Below are 26240 nucleotides of genomic sequence, written 5' to 3' on the forward strand. Positions count from 1 at the left end.
ACGCAACCCTCTGGACAATATGCAGCTAACTACTTGTTCGACGGTGTCATGCTGCGAAGGATGGTGAGCAGTTCCGAACGAGACTGCGCCCCGACACGCCGCTTGATGCGTGCGACATGGTGCTCGACGGTTTTAGCGGAGATGTAGAGGCGTTCGCCGATTTCCCGATACGTCAGTCCGACGACGACGAGTTCGGCAACTTCTTGTTCGCGCTCGGTCAACACCGACGGTGGCGCCGCACTTGTGGTGGTATCGGTTGCATTCGTCTCGGCCGTCGACGTTGTGCGTAGCGAGCGCGCAACGTGGAGCAGTGCCGTGGCCGATTTGGTGTCCGGGGTGCGCAGCGCTGCTTCGCCGGCAAGGCGAGCGGCGTCCCACGGGAGTCCGATCCGACTGAGCGTTCGTGCGGCGGCTTCGACATCGTCTGCGTCGACGTTGCCTTGCATGAGTAGGAGCCACTGGCGTCCGGCGGTCGCCAAACCGGCTGCGTAAGTGTGAGTTTTGGCTGATTCGGCGAGTGTATGGGCGTGTGGGAGGAGATCGGCCGGCGACTGCGAGAGGATCGACGCCTGGACGCCGTACCAATGCAGCGGCGACGACCACAGCGGCGGCTCGCCGAGCGCGCGGAGGAGGGAGCGCGCGTCGTCGACGAGATGCTCGACCTGCTCGGTCTCCTCGAGCCGTACTGCCGCAAGCCACAGTTCGCCGATGGGAAGCAGATCGAACAGATCAACGCTGCAGGACGAGAGGGTGCCTGCCGCGCCCGACCAAGCTCGACGCAGCTGGGCGAGATCGCCGGAACGCCGAGCAAGACCCACGATCAGAGCATGCAGAAACAGTGCGTCACGCTCACGGAGGGGGCCGCGGACTACCTCCTGCGGTAGGTCTTCGAGAATCGCGTCCTGCCCGCGGACCATCGCGATCCAGGCGCCGAGAAGGTGAAGTCGCGCCCACGTGTGGCTGCTTGCGTCGTCGGCGGCGATCGCGGCCGTGACGACAGCGGCGGCCCGTTCATGGGCACCGTTGTGCAGGAGTGCAAGAGCTACCAGCGCCGGGGCGGAATCAGGCTGGAATTCAGATGTGTCGGCTCCGCCGGGGAGCGAGAGTGCGCGCGACATCGTGTTGAGCGCACTCGGTGCGCTCCCGGTGACCGATTGCATCAGTCCGTTGGCCAGTGTGGTAGCGCCGACCGTCGAGCTCGACGGTGATCCGGTGTGTCCGGTGAGCGCCGCGTTCGCGTCATCGACCTTGCCGATGCCGAGGAAAGTGATTGCGGCGAAGGGGGATTCGTTTCCGGTGCGCCCTGGCCCCAGCCAGGTGTAGAGATCTGCAGCGGCGCCGAGTTGGCCGCATGCTGCGGACGAAGCTGCGCGGATTCGCACCGCCGCAGCCAATCTCGCGTCGTCGAGATCGGGTGCGGCGATGACGGAATCGGCCAGACGGCAGGCAGTGTCGAGGTCACCACTGCGAGCCGAGACCTGGGCGTACAGCAGCGTGTCGGCCACGCCGAGAGGCTCGATCGAATTCACGCGGCGAAAGAGATCTGCCGCGACCGCCGGCGTGCTCGCCTCGACGGCGTCTCGTAGTACACCCGTGAGATCGCGGTGGCGGATTCCGGAGTCGAAAAGTCTTCGTGCTGTGTCGATATCGAGGGTTCTCGTGTGTGCGCGTGATGCGACGATTCTGATCAGCTCGCTGCGGATACGCCCGGTGCTCGTCGACTCGGCGAGCACGCTCGCGACGAGTGGTGATCGCGAACCGAACAGTCCGGTCGCCAGTGCCCGGTCGAATGCAGCTGTGAGGCTGAACTTCTCCTGTCCCAGATCGAGCTCGAAGGCGTCGATGTCCGGGACGGCGAGTGAAACTTCGAGGATCTCGCGCTCGATCGGATGCAGAGCGGTGACCTGGTGGAGGATGTGTGTGCGTATGGCGTTCGGCATTTCCAGGCGGCCTGCCGAGGCGGCGGCGAAGTACGCTTCGATCGCCCCGAAGGAACCACCGGACAGATGCTCGAGCGCCACCACGGCGCGGTCGTCGAGCGGGACTCTTCGCTCGGCCGCGATCTTCCGAATATCGTTTCGGTTCAACGGGTTCAGATGCAACACGGTGCCGAAACTCGAGATGTTCGAGTAGATCGGTGCGAGTGGTGGATCGATCCGATCGGAGGCTACGACAACTCCGAGGTCGTCACGTTGGACAAGCTCTTTCAGGGCACGGATTTCATCGGAGGTCAGAGCTTGCGCGTCCGCGATCACCACAATCGCGTCGGCGGGGACGTCATGCGTGACTGCGGTGACCACGGGCTTGTCACCCGATTCGATTCGCTTCCGTACAACCCTCGTCACTTGGGGCCGAGCGCTGGCATCGGTCCCGGTGACGAATAGGCGCAGTGGCGATGCAGTCAGGTCGACGTCGCGCAAAAGTCCTGCGATGAACGACGATTCGGTGCCGTTGTCACGGTTCATCGAAAGACCGCCGGTCAGCGGATCGGTGCGGTGACGCCGCCGACGACACCACCGACCACGTTTCCGACACCACCGACGACGTTACCGAGACCTCCGACCACGCCGCCGACTCCGTTGCCGACACCGTCGACCAGACCGCCGACTCCGTTTCCGATGCCGGTCGCAGCGTCACCGACACCGGTCCCGACGCCGGCTCCAGGCGCGGGTGCTGGTGCCGGGGCGGGAGCAGGTGCGGGCGCCGGGGCGCCGGGTGCGGCAGGTGCAGGCGCCGACGGAGCGGTCTCGCCCGGTGCGGGCGAGGATCCCGCCGGTGCGCCGGCAACCGGAACTGCCCCCGGCGCCGTCGTCGAGCCGCCTGCGGCAGCAGGAGAACCGGGCTGATTGCTTTGAGTGCCGTTGTTCGCAGTCGTGGATCCGGTGCCTGCCGCTTCCGCTGCCGTGGTGCTGCCGGGAGTAGAGCCCGCGGTGGTCGAAGCGGTCGAGGAGGTGGACTCGCTGGTGGTGTTCGCCGAACTGGACGGAACGTTGATCTTGTCCATGGCAGTTCCGATTCCGAGCCCGCCTGCGGCGAGCACGATGAATGCTCCCACCACTGCAGCAACGACGCCGACCCTCGACGAGCGTCGAGTCGCCGTGTTCTCTTCTTCGGTCGGCTCGGCAAGCAACGGAGTGGAGAAGGCGGGAACTGGTGCGGGCTTGCGAGACGGCTCGGCGGGAATCACTGCAGTGGCGGCGGCCGGTACTTGCGAGTCTCTGGCGTCGAGTGCGAGGGCCGCGGCGCCGGACGCCGCGCACGACGCTGGATCGGCGTCGGCGATCACCGGGACACGAAGCTCCGCGGACAGTAGTTCGGCGACAAGGGGAATGGACGAGCTTCCGCCGGCCAGGACAACCTGATTGACGTCACTGGACTCGACGCCGGCAGATCGCAGGCTTTCGCGAACCAATGCCACCGATTCGGTGAGGGCGGGCCGGATCAGATCTTCGAGTTCGGAACGAACGAGTCGAACGTCGCTGACGGCACCGGGAAGCGCCACGCGGGCAACGGTTTCCGTCTCGGTGGAAAGTTCCTCCTTGGCTGCGCGGGCATGCTCGCGCAGAGTTTCCAGCGCTGCAATCGTCTCGGGTGCAAAGGGATCAAGGGTTGCGAACTGGTCGGAAACCGCATCGAGCAGGTGAACGGTGACGAGGTGATCGAATTCGTCGCCGCCGATGTCCTCGCTGCGCAGCGGCTTACCGAAGATCTCGCTTCGTCCGTCGGTCGTGGACATCATCGTGACGTCGAGCGAGCGAGCACCGAGGTCGTAGACGACGGTCAGACCGTCGCTGACGACAGTTCCGGAAGCGGCGAGCCACGCCATGACGGCTGCGGGTTCGGCGACGAGAGTCGCCCCGTGAATTCCGACGTCGTCCAGAGCGGACTCCATGGTGCGTGCCGTGTGGCGGTTCCACCCCACCGGGTGAGCCAGGACGACAGTTGGCCCTTCGTTACCGCCTGCCTGGTCTACCAGTGCGCCGACCGCTGTCGCCGCGAGAGCCTCGCCGCGGTACTCGGTACCGTCGGCGGCAAGTATCGGAATCGGGTCCCCGACGCGCTCGACAAATCCGGTGATGACGGATCCGTCGTCCAATTGCAGCGCACTGGGTAAGCGGACCTGTTGCGTTTCACCGGTCGAGCCGTCGGTGACAGCTACGAGAGTGGCCGAACCGATGCTGATGCCGAGCCCTGCCGCCATGAACGAACTCCCCTGGTCGTGGGCGACAGAAGGACTGTCGCGGTTGTCTGCGATGTCGGTTTCAGGACCTAGATCGTTACCGGATCGGAGGCGTCGCGACGAAGTAGGGGACCGATCCCCTAATCGGGGCAAATCCCCTATTCCGACCGGGCGTAGCCCAATGGGGGGCTTCCCCACCTGTCCCTGGAGAAGAGGGGGGTGCTCCCCGTTGGCCCCAGTCGCAAAAGTTCTTAGCGTTGATTCCACTCGCTACCTCTGGCAGCGCACCAGTTTCCGGACCACCGGCAACTACCCACCGGCAACAACCCGGTCAACGAACTTCAGGAGAACCCGCCATGGCAACGAACGCCGTACTCGAATTCATCCTCGGGCTACTTCGTGACGACGAGGCAGCTGCCAACTACTGCGCCAACCCGACCGCGGCACTCGATGCTGCCGGTCTGTGCGACGTCAGCCCCGCCGACATCGTCGCGGTCGCTCCGCTGGTCGCCGAGTCCGGACTCTTTGCCGGTGGCGGCGCCGACCTGTCCGCGATCGTCAACGCCGGTGCGTCCGCTGCCGGTGCAATCGGCGGCGGTCTCGGACTCGGCGGTGGTCTCGGTGGTGGACTCACCGGTGGTCTCGGTGGTGGCCTCGGCGGCAGCCTGGGTCTCGGCGCAGGTGCAGGAATCGGAGTCGGAGGCGCCCTCGGCGGCCAGTTCGACCTGGTCGGCGACTTCGCAGCAGCCCTCAGCGCTGCGCTTGCCATCGGTGGCGAGATCAGTGCCGAACTCGGCGCAGCCTTCGGCGCTGTGATCGAAGCCGGTCTCGGTTTGGGCGGCGCACTCGATCTCGAAGGAGCTCTCGATCTGGGCGCACAGCTCAGCGCGGCTCTGGGCGGCGCCCTCGGTGTGACCGGCGGCCTGACTGCGGAGCTGGGAGCAGCCCTCGACGCCGCGATCGGCGCAGTCGGCGGACTCGACCTGACGGCAGGGCTCAGCGGAGCTCTCGCACCCGTATTCGCCATCGGTGGTGACCTCGGAGCCGATCTCGGCCTGGCTCTCGGTGGACTCCTCGGCGGCGCAGCAGACCTCAGCGGTCTCCTTGACATCGGCGGCGAACTGGGCGCGAGCCTGACCGGCGCACTGGAATCCGCTCTTGCACTCGGCGGCGGCCTGGATCTTGCCGGCGCTCTGACAGGCGACCTCAGCACGGCATTGTCCGGCGCGCTCTCGGGCGTCCTGGGAGCCGGCGGCACGATTGGCGCCGATCTGGGTGCATCGCTCGGTGGCGTCCTCGGCGCGATCACGGATGTCAGCGTTCTCACCGATATCGCGGGCGGCCTCGATCTCGGTGCTGCCCTGAGTGGCGCCCTCGGCGGAGCACTCGGCGTCGGCGGCGGTCTGGAAACTGCATTGGGCGGCGCACTCGACGCAGCACTGGGTCTCGGCGGCGGACTCGACCTCGACGCCGTACTCGGCGGCGGCGCAGACCTCGGCGCGCAGCTCAGCGCGGCACTCTCCGGCGCCCTCGGTGCCGGCGGAACGGTCGGAGCCGACCTGGGTGGCGCACTCGGTGGACTGCTCGGGGGAGCACTCGACCTCGAAGGTGGTCTCGGCGCAGACCTCGCGGCAGCTCTGGGCGGAGGCGCGAATCTGTCGACGGCCCTCGAGGGTGTTCTCGGTTCGGCACTCGGCGTCGATGCCGGGCTCGCGGGCGGTCTCGGCGGCGCTCTCGACGCAGCGCTGGGCGCAGGCGGACTTACCGGAATCGACCTCGGTGGTGCACTCGGTCTGGGCGGTGAAGCAGGCTTGGCAGCCGGTGTCGCTGCGGCTCTCGACACCGCCCTCGCAGGTGCAGGCGGCTTGGGTGCTGTCGGTTCCGTGGGCACGGACCTGACCGGCGCGCTGGACGGTGCGCTGGGCGCGGGCCTCGGGCTGGGGGGCTCTCTCGACAGCGTTCTCGGTGCCGAAGGTGCACTCGGTGGAGCGCTGGACACGGCACTGAACCTCGGCGGAATCGACACCGGTTCGATCGGTGCCGACCTGCCCTCCGTCGACCTCGGCGCTGTGAACCTCGGCCCGATCTCCGCTGAACTGCCTTCCGTCGACCTCGGAAGCATCGCGGCAGAAGGCCTGAACCTCGGCGGTGTGACCGGCGACCTCGGAGCAACTGTGGGCGGCGCGCTGGACGCAACAGCAGGTCTCGACGCAACAGCAGGTCTCGACGCGGCCACGAACGCTGCGGCCGGTTTGGGTGGGTCGCTCGGCGGAGCACTGAACGGCATCACCGATCTCGGTGGATCGCTCGGCGGGGCTGTCGGAGCAGTCACCGACGTGACGGGTTCGATCGGTGCCGACGCAGCCGCAGCTGCCGGTGGCACAGTCGACGGCGGCGGTACCGTTGGCGGCGGCGGAGTCGCTGACCTGGGCGGATCCCTCGGTGGAGCAGTGAGCGGAGTGTCCGACCTGACGAGTTCGTTGACCGGTGCGCTGAACCCGTGGTCGTCGATCGATGCGACCGATGCTTTCGGTTCGGGTTCCACTTCGGGTCTGAGCGCCGATACCGAACACTCGCTCTTCGCCGAGGATTCGGTTGCAGCGCCGGTCGATCACATCGACCCGGTTGCGGTTGTCGATCACCTGCATCCCTGATCTGCTGACGCAGGAACTGAAATCGGTCAAAATGACCTGATGTAACAAATCCGGCCCTGCGTGCGCTATGCGTTCGCAGGGCCGGATATTCGAGTCGGGAAGAATTGCGGGTCAACGTAGCTCATGAGTGATTCAGCGAGTCAGGTAAGCAGCCGGAAGGCGCGCGTCGCGTCGTCGACGGCGTCGTTGCTCGAACGAACAGCCGTCGTGGCGAAGGATTTCGGGCGCACGGATCTGGTGCGCCGACTCGAGAACGCTCAGGTGAGAGTCAACGACCCGCGTATTCGCATCGTGGTGGTCGGACCCCTCAAGCAGGGCAAGAGCCAGTTCGTCAATTCTCTGCTAGGCATCGACGTGTGCTCGGTCGGTGACGACGAGACCACGGCCGTGGCGACGGTAGTTCAGTACGCGGAGACCGCGGTCGCCGAACTGATTCTCGCCGATCCGGGTGCGGCGCCCATTCGGGTGCCCCTCCCGCTCGAGGAACTGATGGGGATCACCCCGGCCACGCCTCGCGCCGAAGGGCGTGAGGTTCTGCGTGTGGAAGTGGGTGTTCCCAGTCCGCTGTTGGCCGACGGTTTGGTTCTGATCGACACCCCTGGTGTCGGCGGTCATGGAAATCCTCATGCTGCAGGAACATTGGGATTGATCACTGCGGCCGATGCAGTGTTGGTTCTGTCGGACTCCAGCCAGGAGTTCACCGAACCGGAGCTGGGATTCATCCGCCAGGTCGTCAATCTGTGTCCTGCGGTAGCCGGGCTGATCAGCAAGACCGATCTGTACCCGCACTGGCGGCAGATCCTCGACGCCGATCGCGGACATCTCCAGCGTGCCGGGTTGGATCTGCCGCTCATTCCGATCTCCTCGGTACTGCGCTCGCACGCGCTGAGGCTGGGGGACAAGGACCTCGAAGCGGAATCCGGATTTTTGGACCTCTATCAGTTCTTGCGGGACAACGTCGTTGCGCGTGCCGAATCGAATACTCGACGCGCAGTTGCGATGGATGTGCGTTCTGCGGCAGCGCATCTGACGTTGGAGATGGGCAGTGAGCTTGCGGCGCTGAAGGATCCGTCGACCGCTCAGGCAGCGGTCGCGGGACTGCAGCGTGCCCGGGCAGCGGCCGAGGAACTGCACAAGAAGACCTCACTGTGGCAGCAGAGCCTCGGTGACGGCATCGCAGACCTCGCCGCCGACATCGATCACGACCTCCGGGACCGGTTGCGCCGGGTGACCCGCCAGGCCGAGGAGACGGTCGACGAAGGCGATCCCGGTAAGGACTGGGACGTCGTGGGGGAGTGGCTCGAACAGGAGATCGCCACCGCGATCGGTGACAACTTCGTGTGGGCGCATGATCGCGCACAGTGGCTGGCAGAAGTTGTGGCGCAGCACTTTGCGGAGACCGGTGACGTCGCGCTCCCGCATCTCGACGTCGCCGACACCGACGGTTTCCTGGAACCGGTCGGTGCATTGGCGGACCTCGAATCCGGCCGAATCGGCATCACTCAGAAAGTCCTGGTCGGCATGCGCGGCTCGTACGGCGGCGTGCTCATGTTCGGCTTGATCACCACGATGATGGGCATGGCTCTGGTCAACCCGATCTCCATCGGCGCCGGGGTTCTGCTGGGCACCAAGGCTTATCGTGAAGACAAGCAGGCTCAGGTGCTCAAGCGTCGCGCTGAGGCGAAAGCGGCCATCCGACGGTTTGCCGACGACGTCAGCTTCCAGGTGGGCAAGGAGTCGAAGGATCGCCTACGCCTGGTGCAGCGGCTGTTGCGTGATCACTTCACCGACATCGCCGAGCAGGCGTTGCGCTCGATCAACGAATCCCTCCGCGCCACTCAGGAAGCCGCGCAGTTGGAGTCGAGTGAACATGCCGCTCGGATCAAGCGTCTGGAGACCGACATGCGCGTCGTCGCGGAGCTCGACGCCGTTGCCGGAACGCTGATCGGCGAAACTCCCGCTCCTGCCTCGGCAAAGGTGACCAACGCATGAATGCCACGACCACCGTGACCGCAGTGGAGTCGGCACACGCCCTGATCGACCACGCCAGACGTGCCTACGCCGATCAGCCGCAGACGCGCGCCCAGTTGGAAGAATGTGCGGCCAGGCTCGACGAGCCACTCCGGGTGGCGCTCGCCGGCTCCCTCAAAGCGGGTAAGTCGACGCTGCTCAATTCGCTTGTCGGACAGGATATAGCGCCTACCGACGCGACGGAATGCACACGCGTCGTCACCTGGTATCGGAACGGGACGACGCCGCAGGTGACCGCGACGGCCGAGAACGGTGCCGAGTTCAACGTGCCGGTGACGCGCCGCGACGGCAGGCTCACGTTCGATCTGGGCGAGTACACCGCAGACTCGGTGGACCGCATCGACGTCGACTGGCCGTCTTCGGCATTGGCTCGTACGACGATCATCGACACACCGGGCACCTCGTCGCTCTCGACCGAGGTCTCGGCCCGCACCTGGGACATGCTCGTTCCCGACGGTGAGGCACCGGGCGCGGATGCAGTGGTCTACCTCTTGCGGGCTCTCAACGCCAGTGACATGCAGTTCCTCGGGAAGATCGCGGATCACGTGGGCGGAGAATCCGGGCCACTCGGAGTGATCGGAGTTCTCTCGCGTGCCGATGAGGTCGGCGCAGGCAGGCTCGACGCGTTGTCTTCGGCGAAGGACGTCGCGGCGCGATTTGCCGAGGAGTTGGAGCGAACCGGCCTGTGCCAGTCGGTGGTTCCGGTGGCAGGTCTGCTCGCGCTCGCTGCTCGGACGATGAGGCAGAGCGAGTTCGCGGCCTTCTCGGCGCTCGCGCAGGTTCCGGCCGAGGATCTGAGCCTTGCGCTCCTCTCCGCGGATCGCTTTGCCAGGCAGGACAGTCCGCTGCCGGTCGATGCGGCCATGCGGGCGCAATTGGCCGATCGGTTCGGGCTCTTCGGAATTCGCCTCGCCGTGACGTCGATCAAGTTGGGGGCCACTGATTCACCGTCCCTGGCGGCCGAATTGTTGGAGCGCAGCGGCCTGGACGAACTGCGTCAGGTGATCGACGTTCAATTCGGGCAGCGGGCAGATCAGCTCAAATCGCACACGGCGCTGGTGACGCTGGGAAGAATCCTCGAAGCCGATCCGAGCGAGGAAGGCGATCAGATCGCGGCGGAGGCGCAACGGTTGCTTGCCGATGTTCACGGCTTTCACGAACTTCGCCTGCTCGGGCGTCTTCGTTCGGTACACACGGATCTGCCACCCGACGACCTGGCGCAACTGCAAAGACTGATCGGCGGCTACGGAATCCGGGCCAGTGACCGGTTGGGCTGCGAACCGGAAGAATCGCCGGAGGTGCAGCGTGCGCGGGCCACGGCGGCTGTCCGCAGATGGCGCGAGTTGTCCAGACATCCGCTCTTCGACAGGTTCACCTCGCGCGCCTGCCTGGTCGCCGCCCGCAGCGCCGAGGGCGTCCTGGCTGAAATTGTGCCCGAATAGGGACCCGTTCACTATGCGAGCGCCGGACGAGGGTTCTATCTTGAGTTCGGGATGATCCGGACATAACTCCCAGGTTCGGGTCCCACCTCGATGGGAGCACGCGCATGGCGAGTGACATCAAGTCCGCTTCACCGGATCGAGCCACCCTCGTCCTGGGGACGCTCATCCTGGTCGCTGCGGTCGCGAACCTCAATCTCTCGGTCGCGAATGTCGCTTTGCCCGATATCGGGCGGGCTTTCGACGCCAGTCAGACGCAACTGAACCTGATCGCGGTCGGCTACTCGCTGGGCCTGGCCGGAACGGTGCTCTACCTGGGGGCCTTGGGAGACCGATACGGCCGCAAGATGTTGCTGGTCACCGGCATGGCGCTGTCCATTCCGGCGTCGATCGTGGCGGGATTCGCCGGGAACTTCGAAGTGCTGTTCCTCGCTCGGATAGTCGGAGGCGTCTCGGCAGGTCTGGCGTTCCCGACCACGCTGGCAATCATCACGGCGTTGTGGGCCGGACCGGCACGAACCAAGGCGATTGCCATGTGGTCGGCAATCGGTGGCGCGATTTCAGCACTCGGTCCGATCGTCTCGGGGGCGCTGCTCGAGCAGTTTCACTGGGGTTCGGTCTTCTTCGTCACCCTTCCCTTGGCCCTTGTGGCACTGATCTGTTCCCTGGTGTTGGTTCCCGCTCACGTCAACGAGACGACCGAGCGAGTCGATCACCTCGGCGGCATAGTGTCGATCGTCTTCATCGGGGCTCTGGTGTTGTCCATCAACTTTGCGCCGGTGAAGGGTTCGGGCACGTTGGCTCTGGTGCTCGGGGCGATAGCAGTTGTCGCGGGTATCGGGTTCTTCCTGCAACAGCGACGCGCGGCCAATCCGCTGTTCGATCTTCACGTAGCTGCGCGCCCGACCTTCTGGGTCGCGGCGGTGGGTGGGTTGGTCGTGTTCGGTTCGCTCATGGGCGCGATGTTCATCGGCCAGCAGTTCCTGCAGAACGTCCTCGGGTACTCGACGCTGGCAGCCGGTGCGGCGATCATTCCGGCTGCGCTGGCGATGGTGATCGTTGCGCCGCGCTCGGCGACCATGATCGAAAGGTACGGCGCCCGCGTCACGCTGCTCGCCGGCTACCTGTTCGTGGTTCTCGGGTTGTTCGTCGCGCTGTTCCTGTGGAACGAAAGCACACAGTATTGGCAGGTCGCGCTGGCCTATGCGCTTGTCGGCATCGGCGTCGGTCTGGCCGGCACACCGGCATCGCGTTCGCTGACCGGATCCGTTCCCGTGCACCGCGCTGGTATGGCGTCGGGAACCTCGGACCTGCAACGCGACCTGGGCGGCGCCATCATGCAGTCGATTCTCGGCGGAATACTCACGGCCGGGTACGCAAAATCGTTGGGAAATGCGATCTCGTCCTCGCCGAACGCATCCGAAGTGACTCCCGAAACTCAGGCCGCGCTCACCAAATCCTTCTCCAGCGCCGAAGTTCTCGCGGAACGCTACCCGCAATACGCGGAGCAAATCATGACCGCCGCCAAAAACGCCTTCCTGGACGGGGATACAAACGCCTACATCGCGGCGATCATCATCGTGTGTGCCGGTGCCGCGGTGGTGACGTTCTTCTATCCGCGTCGCGAGCGCGAACGAGTCCTGCTGGCGCAGTACGCGGCGGAATCCGATCTAGCCGCGGAGAAGAGTTGAGCGCGCTCTGGTAGTGATGAGGGATGCCACAGCTACTTCACATCGATTCGTCCGCCGAACTCCACCACTCGACCTCACGTGATCTGACCGCACTGTTCGCTCAGCAGTGGTCGAAGAACAGTCCGGATCACACGACGGTGACGTTGGACCTGCACCGGGATCCCTTGCCGCACCTCGCGGACGCGGCCCTGCACTATGCACCACGCTTGCGAGTCGAGGGCGAGATTCCGGATCCCGCCGCGGAAGCACTCCAGGCTCGGGTCATCGAGCAACTTACCGCTGCAGACGTCGTCGTGATCGGTGCGCCGATGTACAACTGGTCGATCCCGTCCACGTTGAAGGCGTGGATCGACTACGTACACGTCCTGGGGACTACGGTCCCTTTCGACACGCGTACTCAGCCTCTGGCAGGTAAGCCGGTGGTGATCGTCTCCAGCCGCGGAAACACCTATGCGCCGGGCTCGGGAAACGAGGCCAACGATCACACCGTCCCGCCACTCGTTCAGGTGCTCGGGGTGTCGATGGGAATGGATGTCTCCGTCATCACCGCGGAACTGACTTTGGCGCAACGTATTCCGGCAATGGCACCTCTGATCGAGCAGGGTGACGCGAGCCTGCGTGCTGCCCGGGAATCGTTGACCGAGCTGGCCCGTACCTTGGGGGCCTGATCAAGAAGTTCGACCGGGTTCAGGTGAGAGACGCGATCATCGACGCCACGTCTGACGGTTCTACGTCGTAACCGGGGAAATAGCAGCACACTTCGTCGGCATGTTCGCCGAACCGCCGCCGAATCTCGGTGGCGCACTCTTCGGGAGTGCCGACGACGGCGAGTGTGGTCAGCATCGGATCGGTGATCAGCGACGCCATCTCGGTGTAGCCACCTCGCTTCGACAGGGCATTGAGTTCCGGTTGGACCTCGCCCCACCCTTCGACGTCGAGCACCGGACGGTATGCGGGCGTCGAACCGTAGAAAGAGAGCAGGGCTCGGACGCCTCTGGCGGCCGCGGCAAGTTGATCGTCGCCGCGGCCGACGCCGACGATGACCTGCGGGATGATCGTGAATTCGTCTCGGGTGCGGCCGGATTCGCGAAGACCGGCACCGACGGCCGGAAGTGTTCGTTCGAGGAAATGACGTTGCGTGTGGAACGGCATGACCAGTAGTCCGTCGGCCACCTCGGCAGCCGTCCTGGTCATCACCGGTCCGAGCGCACCCATCAGGATGGGCGGTGGCCCATAGGGGTTGGGGCCTGGATCGAACGTCGGAGGCATCAACGTGTGGGTGAAGAACTCGCCGCGGAAGTTCAGCGTCGAGGTGTTCTCCCACGCAGTGAAGATCGCCTTGACCGCTGCGACCGTCTCCTTCATGCGGGCCGCCGGACGCGACCACGTTGCGCTGTAGCGTTTTTCGATGTGCGGTTTGATCTGCGATCCGAGACCCAGTCGAAAGTGGCCGCGACTGAGCAACTGCAGGTCGTTGGCCGAATGCGCCAGATGCATGGGACTGCGGGGGAATGCGATGGCGACGTTGGTCATCAGGTCGAGGTCGACGGCCGATGCTGCTTCGACGAGCGGGAAGAACACGTCGTGTGGTCCCTCGAACGTGAACAGGCCACCGGCGCCGGTCTCCGCGAGTTCACGGCTACGAGCAGCGCCCGCGCCCGGCGCGGAGTCCAGTTGTACGTGAACCTTCATCGGCGTCCCCGCAGCCAGGTGCTGACACCGGGAGCGAACGGAGCGATCGCCGCCACCGCGACCAGGGCGCAGTAGAGAATCGGACCCCATCTCAGAACTCCGGCGCCGATGTCTGCTGCGCCGTCGACCAGAGACATGAAGCCGAGTCCGGCCGCGATGCTCACGACTCCCACGATCGCCGTCATCACCCGCCCGGCGTTCTTGCGTGCGCGGAGGAGTTGAAGGCTCATGAGTGCGAGCAGGACCAGGACGAGAGCGCCGCCGCCGCTGCCCGCGAGTACGACGGTCACGGCATCGGAGATGTCGGTGGACGAGTATCCGGGATTGTCGCGCGCAGTCGATTCTTCGAGAGCCGACCGGACGTCGTCGAGGCTGGTGACTACCACTCCGGCGATTCCGGCCAGGACGACGAACGAGCCGATCCAGGCAGAGGTGGACAATGTCACGGCTTTGGGTGTCTCGTCGCTCGCTGCAGGTCGGAGCGGCCGAACCGAGACGTCGGGTCGCTCGGGTGCCGGGCGTGGAGGTGACGGGCGAGGAGGTCGCGCGGGAGAATTGTCGGGATCGGTCACCGGCCGATCGTAGCCATTCGGAGAGATACGGAAGTGATGTGGCGCACTTTTCCGGCTTTTCGGGGAAGGCGGGAACAAATCTACGTGGGCTGTAGTTGACCATTTCGACAAGCTTGAGCGCCCTCGGCTCAACTTCAAGTTGACTCCCGGCCACGGTCGGAGGCAAACTTGAGCGGAGGACGCTCACCAAGCGAAAAACTCGCGGTCATGTTCGAGATCAACCACTCGGGCAGAGAACCGCAGAACGAAAGGTAGGAACACTATGGCTCGTGCAGTCGGTATCGATCTCGGTACGACCAACTCGGTAGTTGCAGTGCTGGAGGGCGGCGAGCCCGTAGTGGTCGCCAACGCCGAAGGCTCACGTACCACCCCCTCGGTGGTCGCATTTGCCAAGAACGGCGAGGTTCTCGTCGGTCAGCCCGCGAAGAACCAGGCAGTCACGAACGTCGACCGCACCCTCCGCTCCGTCAAGCGCCACATCGGCACTGACTGGAACGTGGAAATCGACGGCAAGAAGTACACGCCGCAGGAAATCAGCGCCCGCACGCTCATGAAGCTCAAGCGTGACGCGGAGGCTTACCTCGGCGAAGACATCACCGACGCCGTCATCACCGTCCCCGCGTACTTCGAGGACGCACAGCGTCAGGCAACCAAGGAAGCCGGCCAGATCGCCGGCCTCAACGTCCTTCGTATCGTCAACGAGCCCACCGCGGCTGCACTGGCATACGGACTCGACAAGGGTGACACCGAGCAGACCATTCTGGTCTTCGACCTCGGTGGCGGCACCTTCGACGTCTCCCTGCTCGAAATCGGCGACGGTGTCGTCGAGGTTCGCGCAACCTCCGGTGACAACCACCTCGGTGGCGACGACTGGGACGAGCGCGTCGTCGCTTGGCTGGTCGACAAGTTCAAGGCTCAGAACGGCATCGATCTGACCAAGGACAAGATGGCCCTGCAGCGTCTGCGTGAGGCTGCGGAGAAGGCGAAGATCGAGCTCTCCAGCTCGCAGAGCACCTCCATCAACCTCCCGTACATCACGGTCGACGCGGACAAGAACCCGCTCTTCCTGGACGAGCAGCTCACCCGCAGCGAGTTCCAGAAGATCACCTCGGACCTGCTCGATCGCACTCGTGCGCCGTTCCAGGCAGTGATCAAGGACAGTGGAATCGCCGTCAAGGACATCGACCATGTCGTGCTCGTCGGTGGCTCCACCCGTATGCCGGCCGTCTCCGATCTGGTTCGTGAACTGACCGGTGGCCGTGAGCCCAACAAGGGCGTCAACCCGGACGAGGTCGTCGCCGTCGGCGCCGCACTCCAGGCCGGTGTGCTCAAGGGTGAGGTCAAGGACGTTCTGCTCCTCGACGTCACGCCGCTTTCCCTCGGCATCGAAACCAAGGGTGGCGTGATGACCAAGCTCATCGAGCGCAACACCACGATCCCCACGAAGCGTTCCGAGACCTTCACCACCGCTGACGACAACCAGCCTTCGGTGCAGATCCAGGTCTTCCAGGGTGAGCGCGAAATCGCTTCGCACAACAAGCTGCTCGGCTCCTTCGAGCTCACCGATCTGCCGCCCGCCCCGCGTGGCGTTCCGCAGATCGAGGTCACCTTCGACATCGACGCCAACGGCATCGTGCACGTGACGGCGAAGGACAAGGGCACCGGCAAGGAGAACACGATCAAGATCCAGGACGGCTCCGGTCTGTCCAAGGAAGAGATCGAGCGCATGGTCAAGGACGCCGAGGCTCACGCCGAGGAAGACAAGGCCCGTCGCGAAGAGGCAGAGGTTCGCAACCAGGCCGAGTCGCTGGTCCACCAGACGGAGAAGTTCGTCAAGGAGCAGCGTGAAGGTGAGAACGCGGGCAAGGTCTCCGAGGAGATCCTGACCAAGGTCGAGGCAGCGGTCAAGGACGTCAACGACGCCCTGGCAGGCACCGACATCGCTGCAGTGAAGACCGCAGTGGAGAAGCTGGGCACCGAGTCGCAGGCTCTGGGCCAGGCCATCTACGAGGCTTCCGCTGCAAACGAGGCCGGAAACACCGACGGCGCAGGCAATGACGACGACGTCGTCGACGCCGAGGTTGTCGACGAGCCCACCGACTCGGACAAGAAGTGACCTCGGACAACCCCGAGAACAACCCGGTCGACCCCGAGACCGGTGCACAGGGAGAGGCGGCGGGGGAATCCCTGCCGCCGCTCGACTCGGAAGACACAGGGGTAGTTCAGGAAGCAGAGTCGATCGTGGAGGAAGCATCCGCCACCGATCAGCTCGCCGAACGGACTGCGGATCTGCAGCGACTTCAGGCGGAGTTCACCAACTACCGTCGTCGCGTCGAGCGTGACAAGCAGGTCATCAAGGAAACCGCGCGGGCTTCGGTCATCACCGAGCTCATCGGAATTCTCGACGACCTGGATCGCGCTCGGGCACACGGTGACCTCGAATCGGGTCCACTGCGTGCACTCGCAGACAAACTCAACACGACCCTGACGGGTCTGGGTTTGACCGACTTCGGCAGCGAGGGTGACGATTTCGATCCCGCACTCCACGAAGCGGTGCAACATGAAGGCGAAGGCCACGACCCCGTACTCGGGACGGTCATGCGCAAGGGATACAAGCTCGGCGACCGGGTCCTTCGGACCGCAATGGTGGCCGTGACGGACCGGGTAGGCGACAAGCCTGCAGACGGTTCAGAACAAGAAGCGAAGTAAGAGTGAGAGGAGGAGACGCCCAGTGAGTCAACGGGAGTGGATCGAGAAGGACTTCTACAAGGAGCTGGGCGTCTCGTCCACCGCGACGGCCGACGAAATCAAGAAGGCGTATCGCAAGCTGGCTCGGGATCTTCATCCCGACGCCAACCCTGACGATGCGAAGGCCGAAGAGCGTTTCAAGTCCGTCAGTGAAGCTCATGCCGTTCTGTCTGATCCGGACAAGCGCAAGGAGTACGACGAGGCTCGGCGCCTCTTTGCCAGCGGCGGCTTCGGTCCCCGCGCGCAGAGCGGCGGCGGATTCAACCCCGGCGCTGGTGGTTTCGACATCAACGACCTGTTCGGCGGCGGGGCCGGTGGGCAGGACTCGGGTCTCGGAGACATCTTCGGCGGATTGTTCAACCGCGGGGGAGCGGGCCAGCGAACAGCTGCGCCCAACCGCCCGCGTCGAGGCAAGGATCTCGAGACCGAGACGACGCTCGCCTTCCGTGAAGCAGCGCTCGGTGTCACCGTCCCTCTTCGTCTGACCAGCCCTACGTCGTGCACCACGTGTCACGGCAGCGGCGCAAAGCCAGGCACCAGTCCGCGAGTGTGCCCACATTGCAACGGAACCGGCGTGGTCAGCCGGAACCAGGGCGCCTTCGGATTCAGTGAGCCGTGTGACGATTGCCGGGGAACCGGCTCGATCATCGACTCGCCGTGTGAAGACTGCCACGGTAGCGGCGTCACCAATCGCACACGGACCATCACGGTTCGCGTGCCTGCCGGTGTGAGCGACGGTCAGAAGATCAGACTCAAGGGCAAGGGCGAAGCGGGACTCCGCGGCGCTCCGGCCGGCGACCTGTTCGTCAACATCCGCGTCAAGCCGGACAGTGTCTTCGGACGCAACGGCGACGACCTGACACTGACGGTTCCGGTGAGCTACGGCGAGCTGGTGCTGGGAACGACACTGTCCGTGCCGACTTTGGAAGGCCGTGTCGGAGTGAAGGTTCCGGCTGGAACGGTGGACGGACGCATTCTGCGAGTTCGCGGACGCGGTATCCCCAAGCGGCCGGACGGTGCCGGTGACCTTCTGGTCACGGTCAAGGTATCCGTTCCGCAGAAGTTGGACGACCCGGCGATCGAAGCGCTGAAAACCTATCTCGAAGCCGAGAAGGCGAGCGGGTTCGATCCACGGGCCGGGTGGGCCGGTGCATGATGACAGAGCGACCGCAGAATCAATGGGATGCGACGGTCGATCCTGACGCTCAGATCTTCGTGATCTCGGTGGCAGCCGAGTTGGCCGGAATGCACGCGCAGACTTTGCGTAACTACGACCGACTCGGGTTGGTCACCCCGCATCGAACCACCGGTGGCGGACGACGCTACTCCCCGCGCGATGTTGCGCTTCTTCGTGAAGTACAACGGCTTTCGCAGGACGAGGGAGTCAACCTTGCCGGAATCAAGCGAATCATCGAACTGACCAACCAGGTCGAGGCTCTGCAGCATCGCGTCCGCGAATTGGCCGAGGAGATCGCGAAAGTCCATGCGGGCTATCGCCGGGATCTCGTGCCGATTCCGCGCAACAACGCGTTGGTGGTCTGGAAGCCCCGCAACCAGCGATAGTCGGACCTCTACACAAACGGCTCCACGCCCTGTCGGATTCATTTCGTCGAATCCGCCAGGGCGTGGAGCCGTTTCGGCGTTTCCACCCAGCGGGAAGAGATCTGTCGACGCCGCCTCAATGTGCATAGCGTCCGCTTCCATGACTCCGCTTTTCAGCGTTTGACGTTATCCAGATCACATTCTATGCTCCATCCCAAGCAACTGCTTGCTAGATCATCAAGCGGGTGCTTGGTTGGCTGGTGCTCGAAATCAGGCACGTCCTCCGGCCGATCATTCTTTCGTCAGGTATTCGCCTGACGTTCGGTGCATCAATGTGTTCTAGGAGTGCAGACATGAATCGTCGGCCCATTCTTGTTGCGGCAGTTGCCGTGACGGCTCTGGCTCTTGCAGGGTGCAGTGGTTCTTCGGAGTCCGACGGAGGTGCGGACTCGCCCTACCGTGTGCTGCTGACCGGCGGGATCAGTGCACAGGGAGTTCTCGCGGCTAACTCGCAGACCTCTCTGCTCGCCACCAAGGCGGGCGTTCAGGTGCAGAACGAAGCCGGGGGGATCGGTGGCCGTCAGATCGAGCTCACTACGGTGGACGACGCGGGTGACGCAACCATCGCCGTCACCAAGCTGCGCGAAGCCATCAATTCGGGTAACAAGCCTGACCTCTACCTGAACTCGGGTCCTTCGTCGATCGCGGCTGCGGTTCTGCCGATCCTCAAGCAGAACAACATTCTCTCGATGAGCATGGCTCCCTCGCCCGATTCGACGGACCCCTCGAAGTTCCCGCTCAACTTCGATCTGGCTCCGGGTGCGACCGATACCGCTCGCGGAATTTCCGAGTACGCGAAGTCCAAGGGTTACAGCAGCGTCGGAGTCTTGCACGGCAGCACCGCTTACGGTGAGCTGTTCGGCGAAGAAATGACCAGTGCTTTGCAATCCGCAGGTCTGAAGGCCGCCGGTAACGAGGAGTACGACGCCGCCGCTTTGGACATGACGGCGCAGTTGCAGTCGCTCAAGAATTCGGGTGCCGCGGCAATCGCCTTGGATGCGTACGGCGCTCCTCTCGGATACGTGTTGCAAAGCCTCGAGCGACTCGGCTGGGACGTGCCGCTGGTCGGAAACACCTCGGTGTCTGCCACCAACCTGATCGCGAATGATCCGCCGGCCGGTGTGCTCGGCACCCCGCAGGTGAAGAACCTGGTGACGCAGGTGTTCAGCAGCACGGTGTTCGATCCGAACAACGCACTCGTCAACACGATGGTGGACACGATGGCTTCGCTGGGCTCCATCCCGTCGACGCTGATCCTCGCGGACAACTACGACGCTTTCCCCCTCGTCGCGGCGGCAGCGGAGAAGGTCGGCAGTTCGACCGATCCGAAGAAGCTCGCCGAAGCACTGGAAACCACTGAGGTCCAGGAGAATGCCAAGACCGCATTCCTCTCGCGCTACAACTTCAGCTCCGACAACCACGGCCCGAACCCGGACACCAGCGAGCTGAAGTTCATCAGTCCGACGAAGATCCTCAACGGTCAGTTCGGAAACCCGGCTGCGTCATGACCATTCTGTGGTCCGGGTTGGCGCTCGGCGCGGTCTACGTGCTGGTTGCCATCGGGTACAACATCGTTTTCGTTTCCTCCAACACATTCAACTTCGCTCAAGCTCAGCTGATGATGGTGGGCACCTTTGTCGCCTACACGGGTCTGGTGACCCTGAAACTCCCCGTTCTCGTGGTGGCCGTCATGGCTACCGTGACCGTGATGCTCCTCGCCTCGGTCGAGGAGATCGTCGCGATCAGACCGGTGGCCGATCACCAGAACCAGTTGGTCACGACGTTGGGTGTCGCAACTCTGCTCAACGGCGCCACTCAATTGATATGGGGTAGTGAACCTCTCACGGTTCCGTTCTTCGGATCGAACGAACCGATCACCCTGCTCGGCGGCCGTACCTACCCGGTCGAGATCGCTTTGCTGGTTGCGGCGATCGCACTGGTCGTCGGGTTGAGTTACGTCTCGAAGAAAACGATGACGGGTCTGGCTCTGATCGGCATCTCCGAGGATCGTGAAGCGGCGATGCTGCGAGGAGTCAACGTACGACGGTTGGCACTGGGAGCGTTTGCCTTCTCGGGTGCCTTGGCCGGTGTCCTCGGACTCTTCGTCGGCCCCAAGACGTTTGCAGTTGCGACGTTGGGTGCAGCGTTGGCCCTCAAGGGATTCGTGGCGTTGGCGATCGGCGGGTTCGGCTCTCTGCCTGGCGCTTTGATCGGCGGTCTGACCGTCGGCCTGGTGGAATCGTTCACCGCCCTGTGGGCGGGAAGTCAGTACAGCAATATCGCCGTCTTCACGGTGCTGATCGTCATCTTGATGGTCAAACCGGCTGGACTGTTCGGCAATGTCCGAGAACGGGTGGTGTGAGATGGTAAGTGCGTGGCGGACTTTCCGTTCCCTACCGAGCTGGATCATCCCACTCGTCCTGGCCGTGGTGATCCTGCTGCTGCCCGTGATGGGACTCGACCTGTCGACATCACGTCAGATTCAATTGGCCTGCATCCTGGCACTTGTGGTCAGTGGCCTGAACTTGAGCCTCGGCTTTGCCGGTGAACTGGCACTCGGCCAGGCAGCGATGTACGCGGCCGGTGCCTACACCGCGGGTCTGATGTCCCAGGCCTGTCACACCGACATTCTGCTTCAGCTTGCTGCCTCCGGAGCAGTGGCACTGGCGGTCGGAATCCTGACCGGTGTTCCCGGTCTGCGCCTGGGCAACTGGTCCCTGGCGATGACGTCGTTCTTCCTGGTTCTGCTGGTACCGGACGTACTGGCGATCTTCGGTGGCAAGACCGGCGGCCGAAACGGCCTCACCGGTATGGAGCCGCCGACGTTCTTCGGTTCCGAACTCGACACCCAGCAGTACTACATGGTGGTCGTCGTCGTGACCGTGCTCTGGTTCGCGGTGATGCGTAACCTGGTGGTCTCGCGCCACGGCATCGCGTTCCGCACGCTCAAGCAGTCGCCGGTTCTGGCGTCGTCGCAGGGTGTATCGGTGTTCCGGATGAAGCTGCTCGGTTATGCCATCGGTGCGTTCCCCGCCGGTCTGGCGGGTGCGCTGTTCGCCAACACCGACCTGTTCATCTCGCCGGAAGCCTTCGGGTTCACCTTTGCCACAGCAGTTCTGGCGGCGTCGATCCTCGGCGGTGCGGCAAGTGTGTACGGCGCCGTGGTCGGTGCCGCGATCATGCAGCTCGGTCCCAACCAGTCGACGGCGTTCCAGGAGTATTCGCTGATCTTCTACGGCGGCTTCCTGATCATCGGCGGTGTGCTTCTCTCCGGGGGTTTGACCAAGGTCGGGCGAGCGATCGTCTCGAAACTCGATCGCAAGGCCGGCCTGGGCGTAGTCACCGCAAAGGAAAACAGCGGTGGGACAACGGAACTGGCGCCGATCAACGGAGCACGGTTGGTGGTCGACGGAGTGTCCAAAGCGTTCGGTGGCAACCAGGCGCTCAATGCGGCAACCCTGACCGCAGAGGCCGGTAAGGTCACCGCGTTGATCGGGCCCAACGGTTCGGGTAAGACGACCATGCTCAACATGATCTGCGGCTTCTACACCGCAGATGCGGGCGTGATCACGATCGGTGACACGGTGGTCTCGCAGTCGTCGCCGCACAAGGTGGCGCGCGTGGGTGTGGCGCGCACGTTCCAAACTCCGACGATTCCGGAAAACATCACGGTTCTGGAAGCTGTTGCATCCGGACGTTATTCGGTGCACCGAGCGTCGATGGCGTCGGCTGTGCTTCGCCTGCCCAGCTTCCGCAGGATCGCGAAGGCCGACATCGTCGAGGCCGAGCGTGTCCTCGAACTCGTGGGGATGTCGCACTTGCGCAACGAGATCGCGACGTCGCTGCCCCTGGGGATGCGTCGCATGCTCGAGGTTGCTCGCGCCGTCATCGCCGAACCGAGGGTCGTCCTCTTCGACGAGGTGGCATCCGGACTCGACGAGGACGAACTCGAACGCCTGGCAGATCTGATCCGGGTACTGCGAGATGCCGGGGCGACAGTGGTGTTGGTGGAGCACAACTTCCGCCTCGTCCTCTCGCTGGCCGACGAGATAGTCGTGCTGGCGCAAGGGCAGGTGATCGCCACCGGCGATGCGGCAACCATCGAACATCACCCACGCGTCTTGAGCGAGTACCTCGGAGTCAAGTCCGGTGACGAAGAAGCACTTCTCGAAGAAATCGGCGCGGTAGACCATCAGACCAGTGAGGTGAAGTGATGGAACCGATTCTGAAGGTCCGAAACTTGCAGACCGGGTACGGCGATCTGCGCGTCGTCTGGGATGTCTCGTTCGACGTCTATCCCGGTCAGGTGACCGCCCTGCTCGGACGCAACGGCGCAGGCAAGACGAGCACGCTCCGTGCCCTGTCCGGCCTCAACAAGGTGGCCTCCGGAACCGTCGAGATGGACGGCGCCGACATCACCGGAGTCCCCGCGCACAAACGGGTACGACAGGGGATGGCGTACGTGCAGGAGGGCAAGCGGGTCTTCCACAAGCAGACCGTCGAGCAGAACCTCCTGCTGGGCGGGTACACCCGCAAGGCAAAGCGCGGCGAGCTTATGGAATCCGTCGAATCGATGTACGAGATGTTCCCGATCCTGGGGGAGAAGCGTTCGCTTCCCGCCGGTTCCATGTCGGGCGGTCAGCAGCAGATGCTCGCGATCGGCGCAGCGCTGATGGCGCAGCCTAGGTTGCTCCTTCTCGACGAACCTTCGGGCGGTCTCGCTCCCGTGATCGTCGGTGAGGTGATGGACCGCGTCCAACAACTCAAGGAAACCGGCCTGGCTGTTCTACTGGTCGAGCAGGCAGTCGAGGCCGCGATGAGCGTCGCCGATCATGTGACGGTCCTCGACATCGGCAAGGTGGTTCTCGACGCCGACGCCAAGGACATCGACGACCTGGCAGTGCTCAAGGATGCGTATTTCGGACGCGTCTGAACGGCAATGACGGCTTCAGCCCGGCCACCTCGGCCGGGCTGAAGCCGTTTCCCGCTCCGTGGCACGGGCCCTAGCCGGCTCGGGGCCATCGATCTACCGTCCTGCAAACAACTCCCGCGAGAGGCAAACTCGATGACCACTGCTCCCGACGTGCTCGCCCCGGCGAAGCTCGGCCCGGTGACCCTTCGAAATCGAATCATCAAGTCCGCGACATTCGAAGGCAAAACTCCCGACGCCCTGGTCACCGACGAGCTGATCGAGTTCCATCGTCGCCCAGCCGCCGGCGGAGTCGGGATGTCCACCGTCGCGTATTGCGCCGTCGCACCGGAAGGGCGCACCGAATACGGCCAGCTCTGGATGCGGCCCGATGCCCTCCCCGGGCTTCGGCGGCTCACCGATGCCATTCACGCCGAAGGTGCTGCTGCGTCGGCGCAGCTCGGCCATGCCGGTCCCGTGGCGAATCAGAAGTCGACCGGACTGCCCGCGCTGGCACCGTCGAGTTCGTTCAATCCGTTGAGCATGAGGATGATTCGCACTGCCACGACAGCGGACATCATCAGAATTGCGGCCGCGCACGGGAGCGCTGCGCGACTTGCCGTCGAGGCAGGATTCGACGCCGTCGAGATCCACTTCGGTCACAACTATTTCGCGAGCTCGTTCCTGAGCCCGAAACTCAACCGTCGTAAGGACTCCTACGGCGGATCGCTGGAGAACCGGGCTCGCGTAGTACTCGAAACTGCACGCAGTGTGCGCGATGCCGTCGGTGACAAGATCGCGATCTTGGCCAAGCTGAACATGGACGACGGTGTGCCAGGCGGATTCTGGGTGGACGAAGCAATCCAGGTGGCGCAGTGGCTCGAAGCATCCGGAAGCGTCGACGCGCTCGAGTTGACGATGGGCAGTTCACTGCTCAACCCGATGTACCTGTTCAAGGGCGATGCGCCGATCCGCGAGTTCGCCGCCGCGATGCCGCAACCTGTTCGACTCGGTGTGCAGTTGGTGGGGAAGAGCATGTTGCATACCTATCCGTACAAGCCGTTGTTCATGCTGGAAGAGGCTCGGCAGATTCGTGCTGCGGTGAAGTTGCCGCTCGTGCTGCTCGGGGGTGTCACGGACAAAGCGGGCATGGATACCGCAATGGCGGAAGGGTTCGAGTTCGTCGCCATGGCACGGGCGCTGCTCAGAGAACCGGATCTGATCAATCGGATCGCGGCCGAATCCGATACCCAATCACTGTGCATCCACTGCAACAAGTGCATGCCCACGATCTTCAGTGGCGCCCGCTGCGTGTTGGTCGAACGCGTCTGAGCTGGTCAGCGCACACCACGTCCCGACATCCATGCGGATACCGGGTCGTGGGCCGTAGCGGATCAAGTTCGTGGTCGCATCAACGCTTGGTTCAGTTCTGCGTGAAGACGTCGTAGGAGGCGTTCATCGTGGGGTAGCCGGTGGCCATGTAGTCGGTGAGGATGACGTGCGTCGGGTCGCCGATGATGCGAGTCCCGTCGAGGGTGGGGTTGCCGACGTAGTTGTTGGCAGCCATGACCGTCTGGACGCCGTCGGCGACGTTGTAGGTGACGTCGACACCGATACCGCGGGGATCGCTGCTGTAGGCGGTGACGATTTCGGTGGTGTGCGGGGCCAGGTAGGAGCGGGGGCCGTTGATCCACTGTCCGTAGGGGTTGGACGCGCTGTCCAGCAGCATCGGGTTGTCGGTGTTGTTGGTGATGGTCATGGCAACCGTCGGGCCGTCGGTGGGCATGGTGCCGGCGTTGGCGATCGCTGCGGTTCCCAGTGCGGTTCCGCCGACAGTGAGGGCGATTGCGGTGACTGCTACGAAGCGGGTGGTGTTGGTACGCATGATGTCTGCTCCTGGGATGGTGTGTGGTTGCCGTTCTCGGCGATGAATCAATCTTGTCGCGAATGAGTGCTGCAGTATGTCCGCCGACGGGGCCGTGGCGGGGTTGAATCTCTTGTCCCCCGATCGGGGGAGGCGTAAGTGCTCGCATTGCTGGTACGGGCGTGAGAAAGTGAGCAATGCGCGAAGGCACGAAGCCGCTGGCCGGCAAGGTTTCCGTGGTGGTCGGCGACGACCACCCACTGTTCCGTGAGGGCGTGGTTCGGGCTCTGACCGGCAGTGACAGCATCGACGTCCTGGGCGAGGCCGACGACGGCGCAGCAGCGCTCGCAATGATCCGCGAACTACGCCCGCAGGTCGCGCTGCTCGACTTCCGGATGCCGCACCTGGATGGAACTCAGGTCGCCGCCGCAGTCGTTCGAGACGAGCTTCCGACGCGTGTGCTTCTGCTCAGCGCTCACGACGAATCGTCTGTCGTGTACCAGGCCCTGCAAGCCGGTGCTGCCGGATTCCTGCCGAAGGAATCCACTCGCGCCGAGATCGTGAGTGCCGTGCTCGACTGTGCTGCGGGACGAGATGTGTTGCCGCCCAGTATCGCCGCCGGATTGGTAGGAGAGGTTCGGCGTCGTAGTGAACCGTCCGGTCCGACGCTCAGCGCGCGCGAACGTGAGGTTCTCGGATTGATCGCGCAGGGCGCCAGCATCCCGGCCATTGCCTCACAACTCTTTCTTGCGCCCTCCACCGTCAAAACCCACGTGCAGCGCCTCTACGAGAAACTCGGAGTCAACGATCGAGGCGCCGCCGTCGCCGCTGCAATGCGGCAGGGATTGTTGGAGTGAG

General features: G+C 64.1%; 20 protein-coding genes. 15 read left to right on the forward strand and 5 right to left on the reverse strand.

The features are described from left to right. Nucleotides 1-29: 29 nt before the first annotated feature. Both P0M12_RS19030 and P0M12_RS19035 read right to left on the reverse strand, forming a co-directional pair. Nucleotides 30-2465, reverse strand: a complete 2436-nt coding sequence (locus P0M12_RS19030; protein ID WP_277376713.1) for a LuxR C-terminal-related transcriptional regulator — start codon at nucleotides 2463-2465, stop codon at nucleotides 30-32. A gap of 14 nt (nucleotides 2466-2479) precedes the next feature. Beyond that, nucleotides 2480-4201, reverse strand: coding sequence for an Hsp70 family protein (locus P0M12_RS19035; RefSeq protein WP_054187121.1), 1722 nt, complete (start codon nucleotides 4199-4201; stop codon nucleotides 2480-2482). A 335-nt stretch (nucleotides 4202-4536) separates the two neighbouring features. Here P0M12_RS19035 and P0M12_RS19040 point away from each other — a divergent pair, with 335 nt between their 5' ends. The 5 genes from P0M12_RS19040 to P0M12_RS19060 all read left to right on the forward strand — a co-directional run bounded on the left by P0M12_RS19040 (nucleotide 4537) and on the right by P0M12_RS19060 (nucleotide 12663). Then, nucleotides 4537-6834: an IniB N-terminal domain-containing protein gene (locus P0M12_RS19040; protein ID WP_209907894.1), complete on the forward strand. Its 2298-nt coding sequence runs from the start codon at nucleotides 4537-4539 to the stop codon at nucleotides 6832-6834. A gap of 123 nt (nucleotides 6835-6957) precedes the next feature. Next, nucleotides 6958-8826, forward strand: a complete 1869-nt coding sequence (locus tag P0M12_RS19045; RefSeq protein WP_070162093.1) for a dynamin family protein — start codon at nucleotides 6958-6960, stop codon at nucleotides 8824-8826. Continuing rightward, entirely contained in the window at nucleotides 8823-10307 is a 1485-nt protein-coding gene (locus P0M12_RS19050; protein ID WP_042452229.1) for a dynamin family protein, read from the forward strand. Before P0M12_RS19045 ends, P0M12_RS19050 begins: the two co-directional genes overlap by 4 nt. Before the next feature lie 104 nt (nucleotides 10308-10411). Further along, a complete protein-coding gene (locus P0M12_RS19055; RefSeq protein ID WP_064074633.1) occupies nucleotides 10412-11995 on the forward strand; it encodes an MFS transporter in 1584 nt (527 codons plus the stop codon). Nucleotides 11996-12018: 23 nt separating this feature from the next. Further along, the gene (locus tag P0M12_RS19060) at nucleotides 12019-12663 is read left to right on the forward strand and encodes an NAD(P)H-dependent oxidoreductase (protein ID WP_007726694.1); all 645 of its coding nucleotides are present in this window, start codon (nucleotides 12019-12021) and stop codon (nucleotides 12661-12663) included. 19 nt (nucleotides 12664-12682) lie between these two features. On the opposite strand, the gene P0M12_RS19065 is transcribed toward P0M12_RS19060, so the two are convergent. Further along, nucleotides 12683-13687 carry a TIGR03617 family F420-dependent LLM class oxidoreductase gene (locus tag P0M12_RS19065; RefSeq protein ID WP_277376715.1) on the reverse strand — a complete coding sequence of 335 codons (1005 nt, stop codon included), beginning with the start codon at nucleotides 13685-13687 and terminating at the stop codon, nucleotides 12683-12685. Further along, on the reverse strand, nucleotides 13684-14259 hold the full coding sequence (locus P0M12_RS19070; protein WP_039972689.1) for a hypothetical protein: 576 nt from the start codon (nucleotides 14257-14259) through the stop codon (nucleotides 13684-13686). Before P0M12_RS19070 ends, P0M12_RS19065 begins: the two co-directional genes overlap by 4 nt. A 262-nt stretch (nucleotides 14260-14521) precedes the next feature. Here P0M12_RS19070 and dnaK point away from each other — a divergent pair, with 262 nt between their 5' ends. The 9 genes from dnaK to P0M12_RS19115 all read left to right on the forward strand — a co-directional run bounded on the left by dnaK (nucleotide 14522) and on the right by P0M12_RS19115 (nucleotide 24850). Further along, nucleotides 14522-16375: a molecular chaperone DnaK gene (gene dnaK / locus P0M12_RS19075; RefSeq protein ID WP_003944365.1), complete on the forward strand. Its 1854-nt coding sequence runs from the start codon at nucleotides 14522-14524 to the stop codon at nucleotides 16373-16375. Further along, nucleotides 16372-16968 (forward strand): nucleotide exchange factor GrpE, encoded by a 597-nt coding sequence (grpE, locus tag P0M12_RS19080; RefSeq protein WP_003944430.1) that lies wholly within the window; start codon nucleotides 16372-16374, stop codon nucleotides 16966-16968. The genes dnaK and grpE overlap by 4 nt, the downstream gene beginning before the upstream one ends. A 22-nt stretch (nucleotides 16969-16990) precedes the next feature. Further along, on the forward strand, nucleotides 16991-18163 hold the full coding sequence (dnaJ, locus tag P0M12_RS19085; protein WP_065456001.1) for a molecular chaperone DnaJ: 1173 nt from the start codon (nucleotides 16991-16993) through the stop codon (nucleotides 18161-18163). Next, complete coding sequence (locus P0M12_RS19090) at nucleotides 18163-18570, forward strand: helix-turn-helix domain-containing protein (protein ID WP_020906601.1); 408 nt, start codon at nucleotides 18163-18165, stop codon at nucleotides 18568-18570. Before dnaJ ends, P0M12_RS19090 begins: the two co-directional genes overlap by 1 nt. A 332-nt stretch (nucleotides 18571-18902) precedes the next feature. Next, nucleotides 18903-20117, forward strand: a complete 1215-nt coding sequence (locus P0M12_RS19095) for an ABC transporter substrate-binding protein (protein ID WP_007726702.1) — start codon at nucleotides 18903-18905, stop codon at nucleotides 20115-20117. Next, nucleotides 20114-20971, forward strand: coding sequence for a branched-chain amino acid ABC transporter permease (locus P0M12_RS19100; protein ID WP_007726703.1), 858 nt, complete (start codon nucleotides 20114-20116; stop codon nucleotides 20969-20971). Before P0M12_RS19095 ends, P0M12_RS19100 begins: the two co-directional genes overlap by 4 nt. Nucleotide 20972: 1 nt before the next feature. Then, nucleotides 20973-22823: a branched-chain amino acid ABC transporter ATP-binding protein/permease gene (locus P0M12_RS19105; RefSeq protein WP_277377928.1), complete on the forward strand. Its 1851-nt coding sequence runs from the start codon at nucleotides 20973-20975 to the stop codon at nucleotides 22821-22823. Further along, entirely contained in the window at nucleotides 22823-23542 is a 720-nt protein-coding gene (locus tag P0M12_RS19110; RefSeq protein WP_003944438.1) for an ABC transporter ATP-binding protein, read from the forward strand. Before P0M12_RS19105 ends, P0M12_RS19110 begins: the two co-directional genes overlap by 1 nt. 132 nt (nucleotides 23543-23674) lie before the next feature. Then, nucleotides 23675-24850, forward strand: a complete 1176-nt coding sequence (locus P0M12_RS19115; RefSeq protein ID WP_064074636.1) for an NADH:flavin oxidoreductase — start codon at nucleotides 23675-23677, stop codon at nucleotides 24848-24850. 91 nt (nucleotides 24851-24941) lie between these two features. Here the strand turns inward: P0M12_RS19115 and P0M12_RS19120 are convergent, their stop codons facing one another. Continuing rightward, complete coding sequence (locus tag P0M12_RS19120; protein WP_054187128.1) at nucleotides 24942-25403, reverse strand: hypothetical protein; 462 nt, start codon at nucleotides 25401-25403, stop codon at nucleotides 24942-24944. Between the two features lie 176 nt (nucleotides 25404-25579). On the opposite strand from P0M12_RS19120, the gene P0M12_RS19125 reads away from it, so the two are divergent. Then, a complete protein-coding gene (locus P0M12_RS19125) occupies nucleotides 25580-26239 on the forward strand; it encodes a response regulator transcription factor (RefSeq protein ID WP_007726710.1) in 660 nt (219 codons plus the stop codon). The last annotated feature ends 1 nt before the right edge of the window (nucleotide 26240 follow it).

It is taken from the genome of Rhodococcus sp. RCBS9 (assembly GCF_029457415.1).
GTDB classification, from domain to species: Bacteria; Actinomycetota; Actinomycetes; order Mycobacteriales; family Mycobacteriaceae; genus Rhodococcus_F; species Rhodococcus_F qingshengii.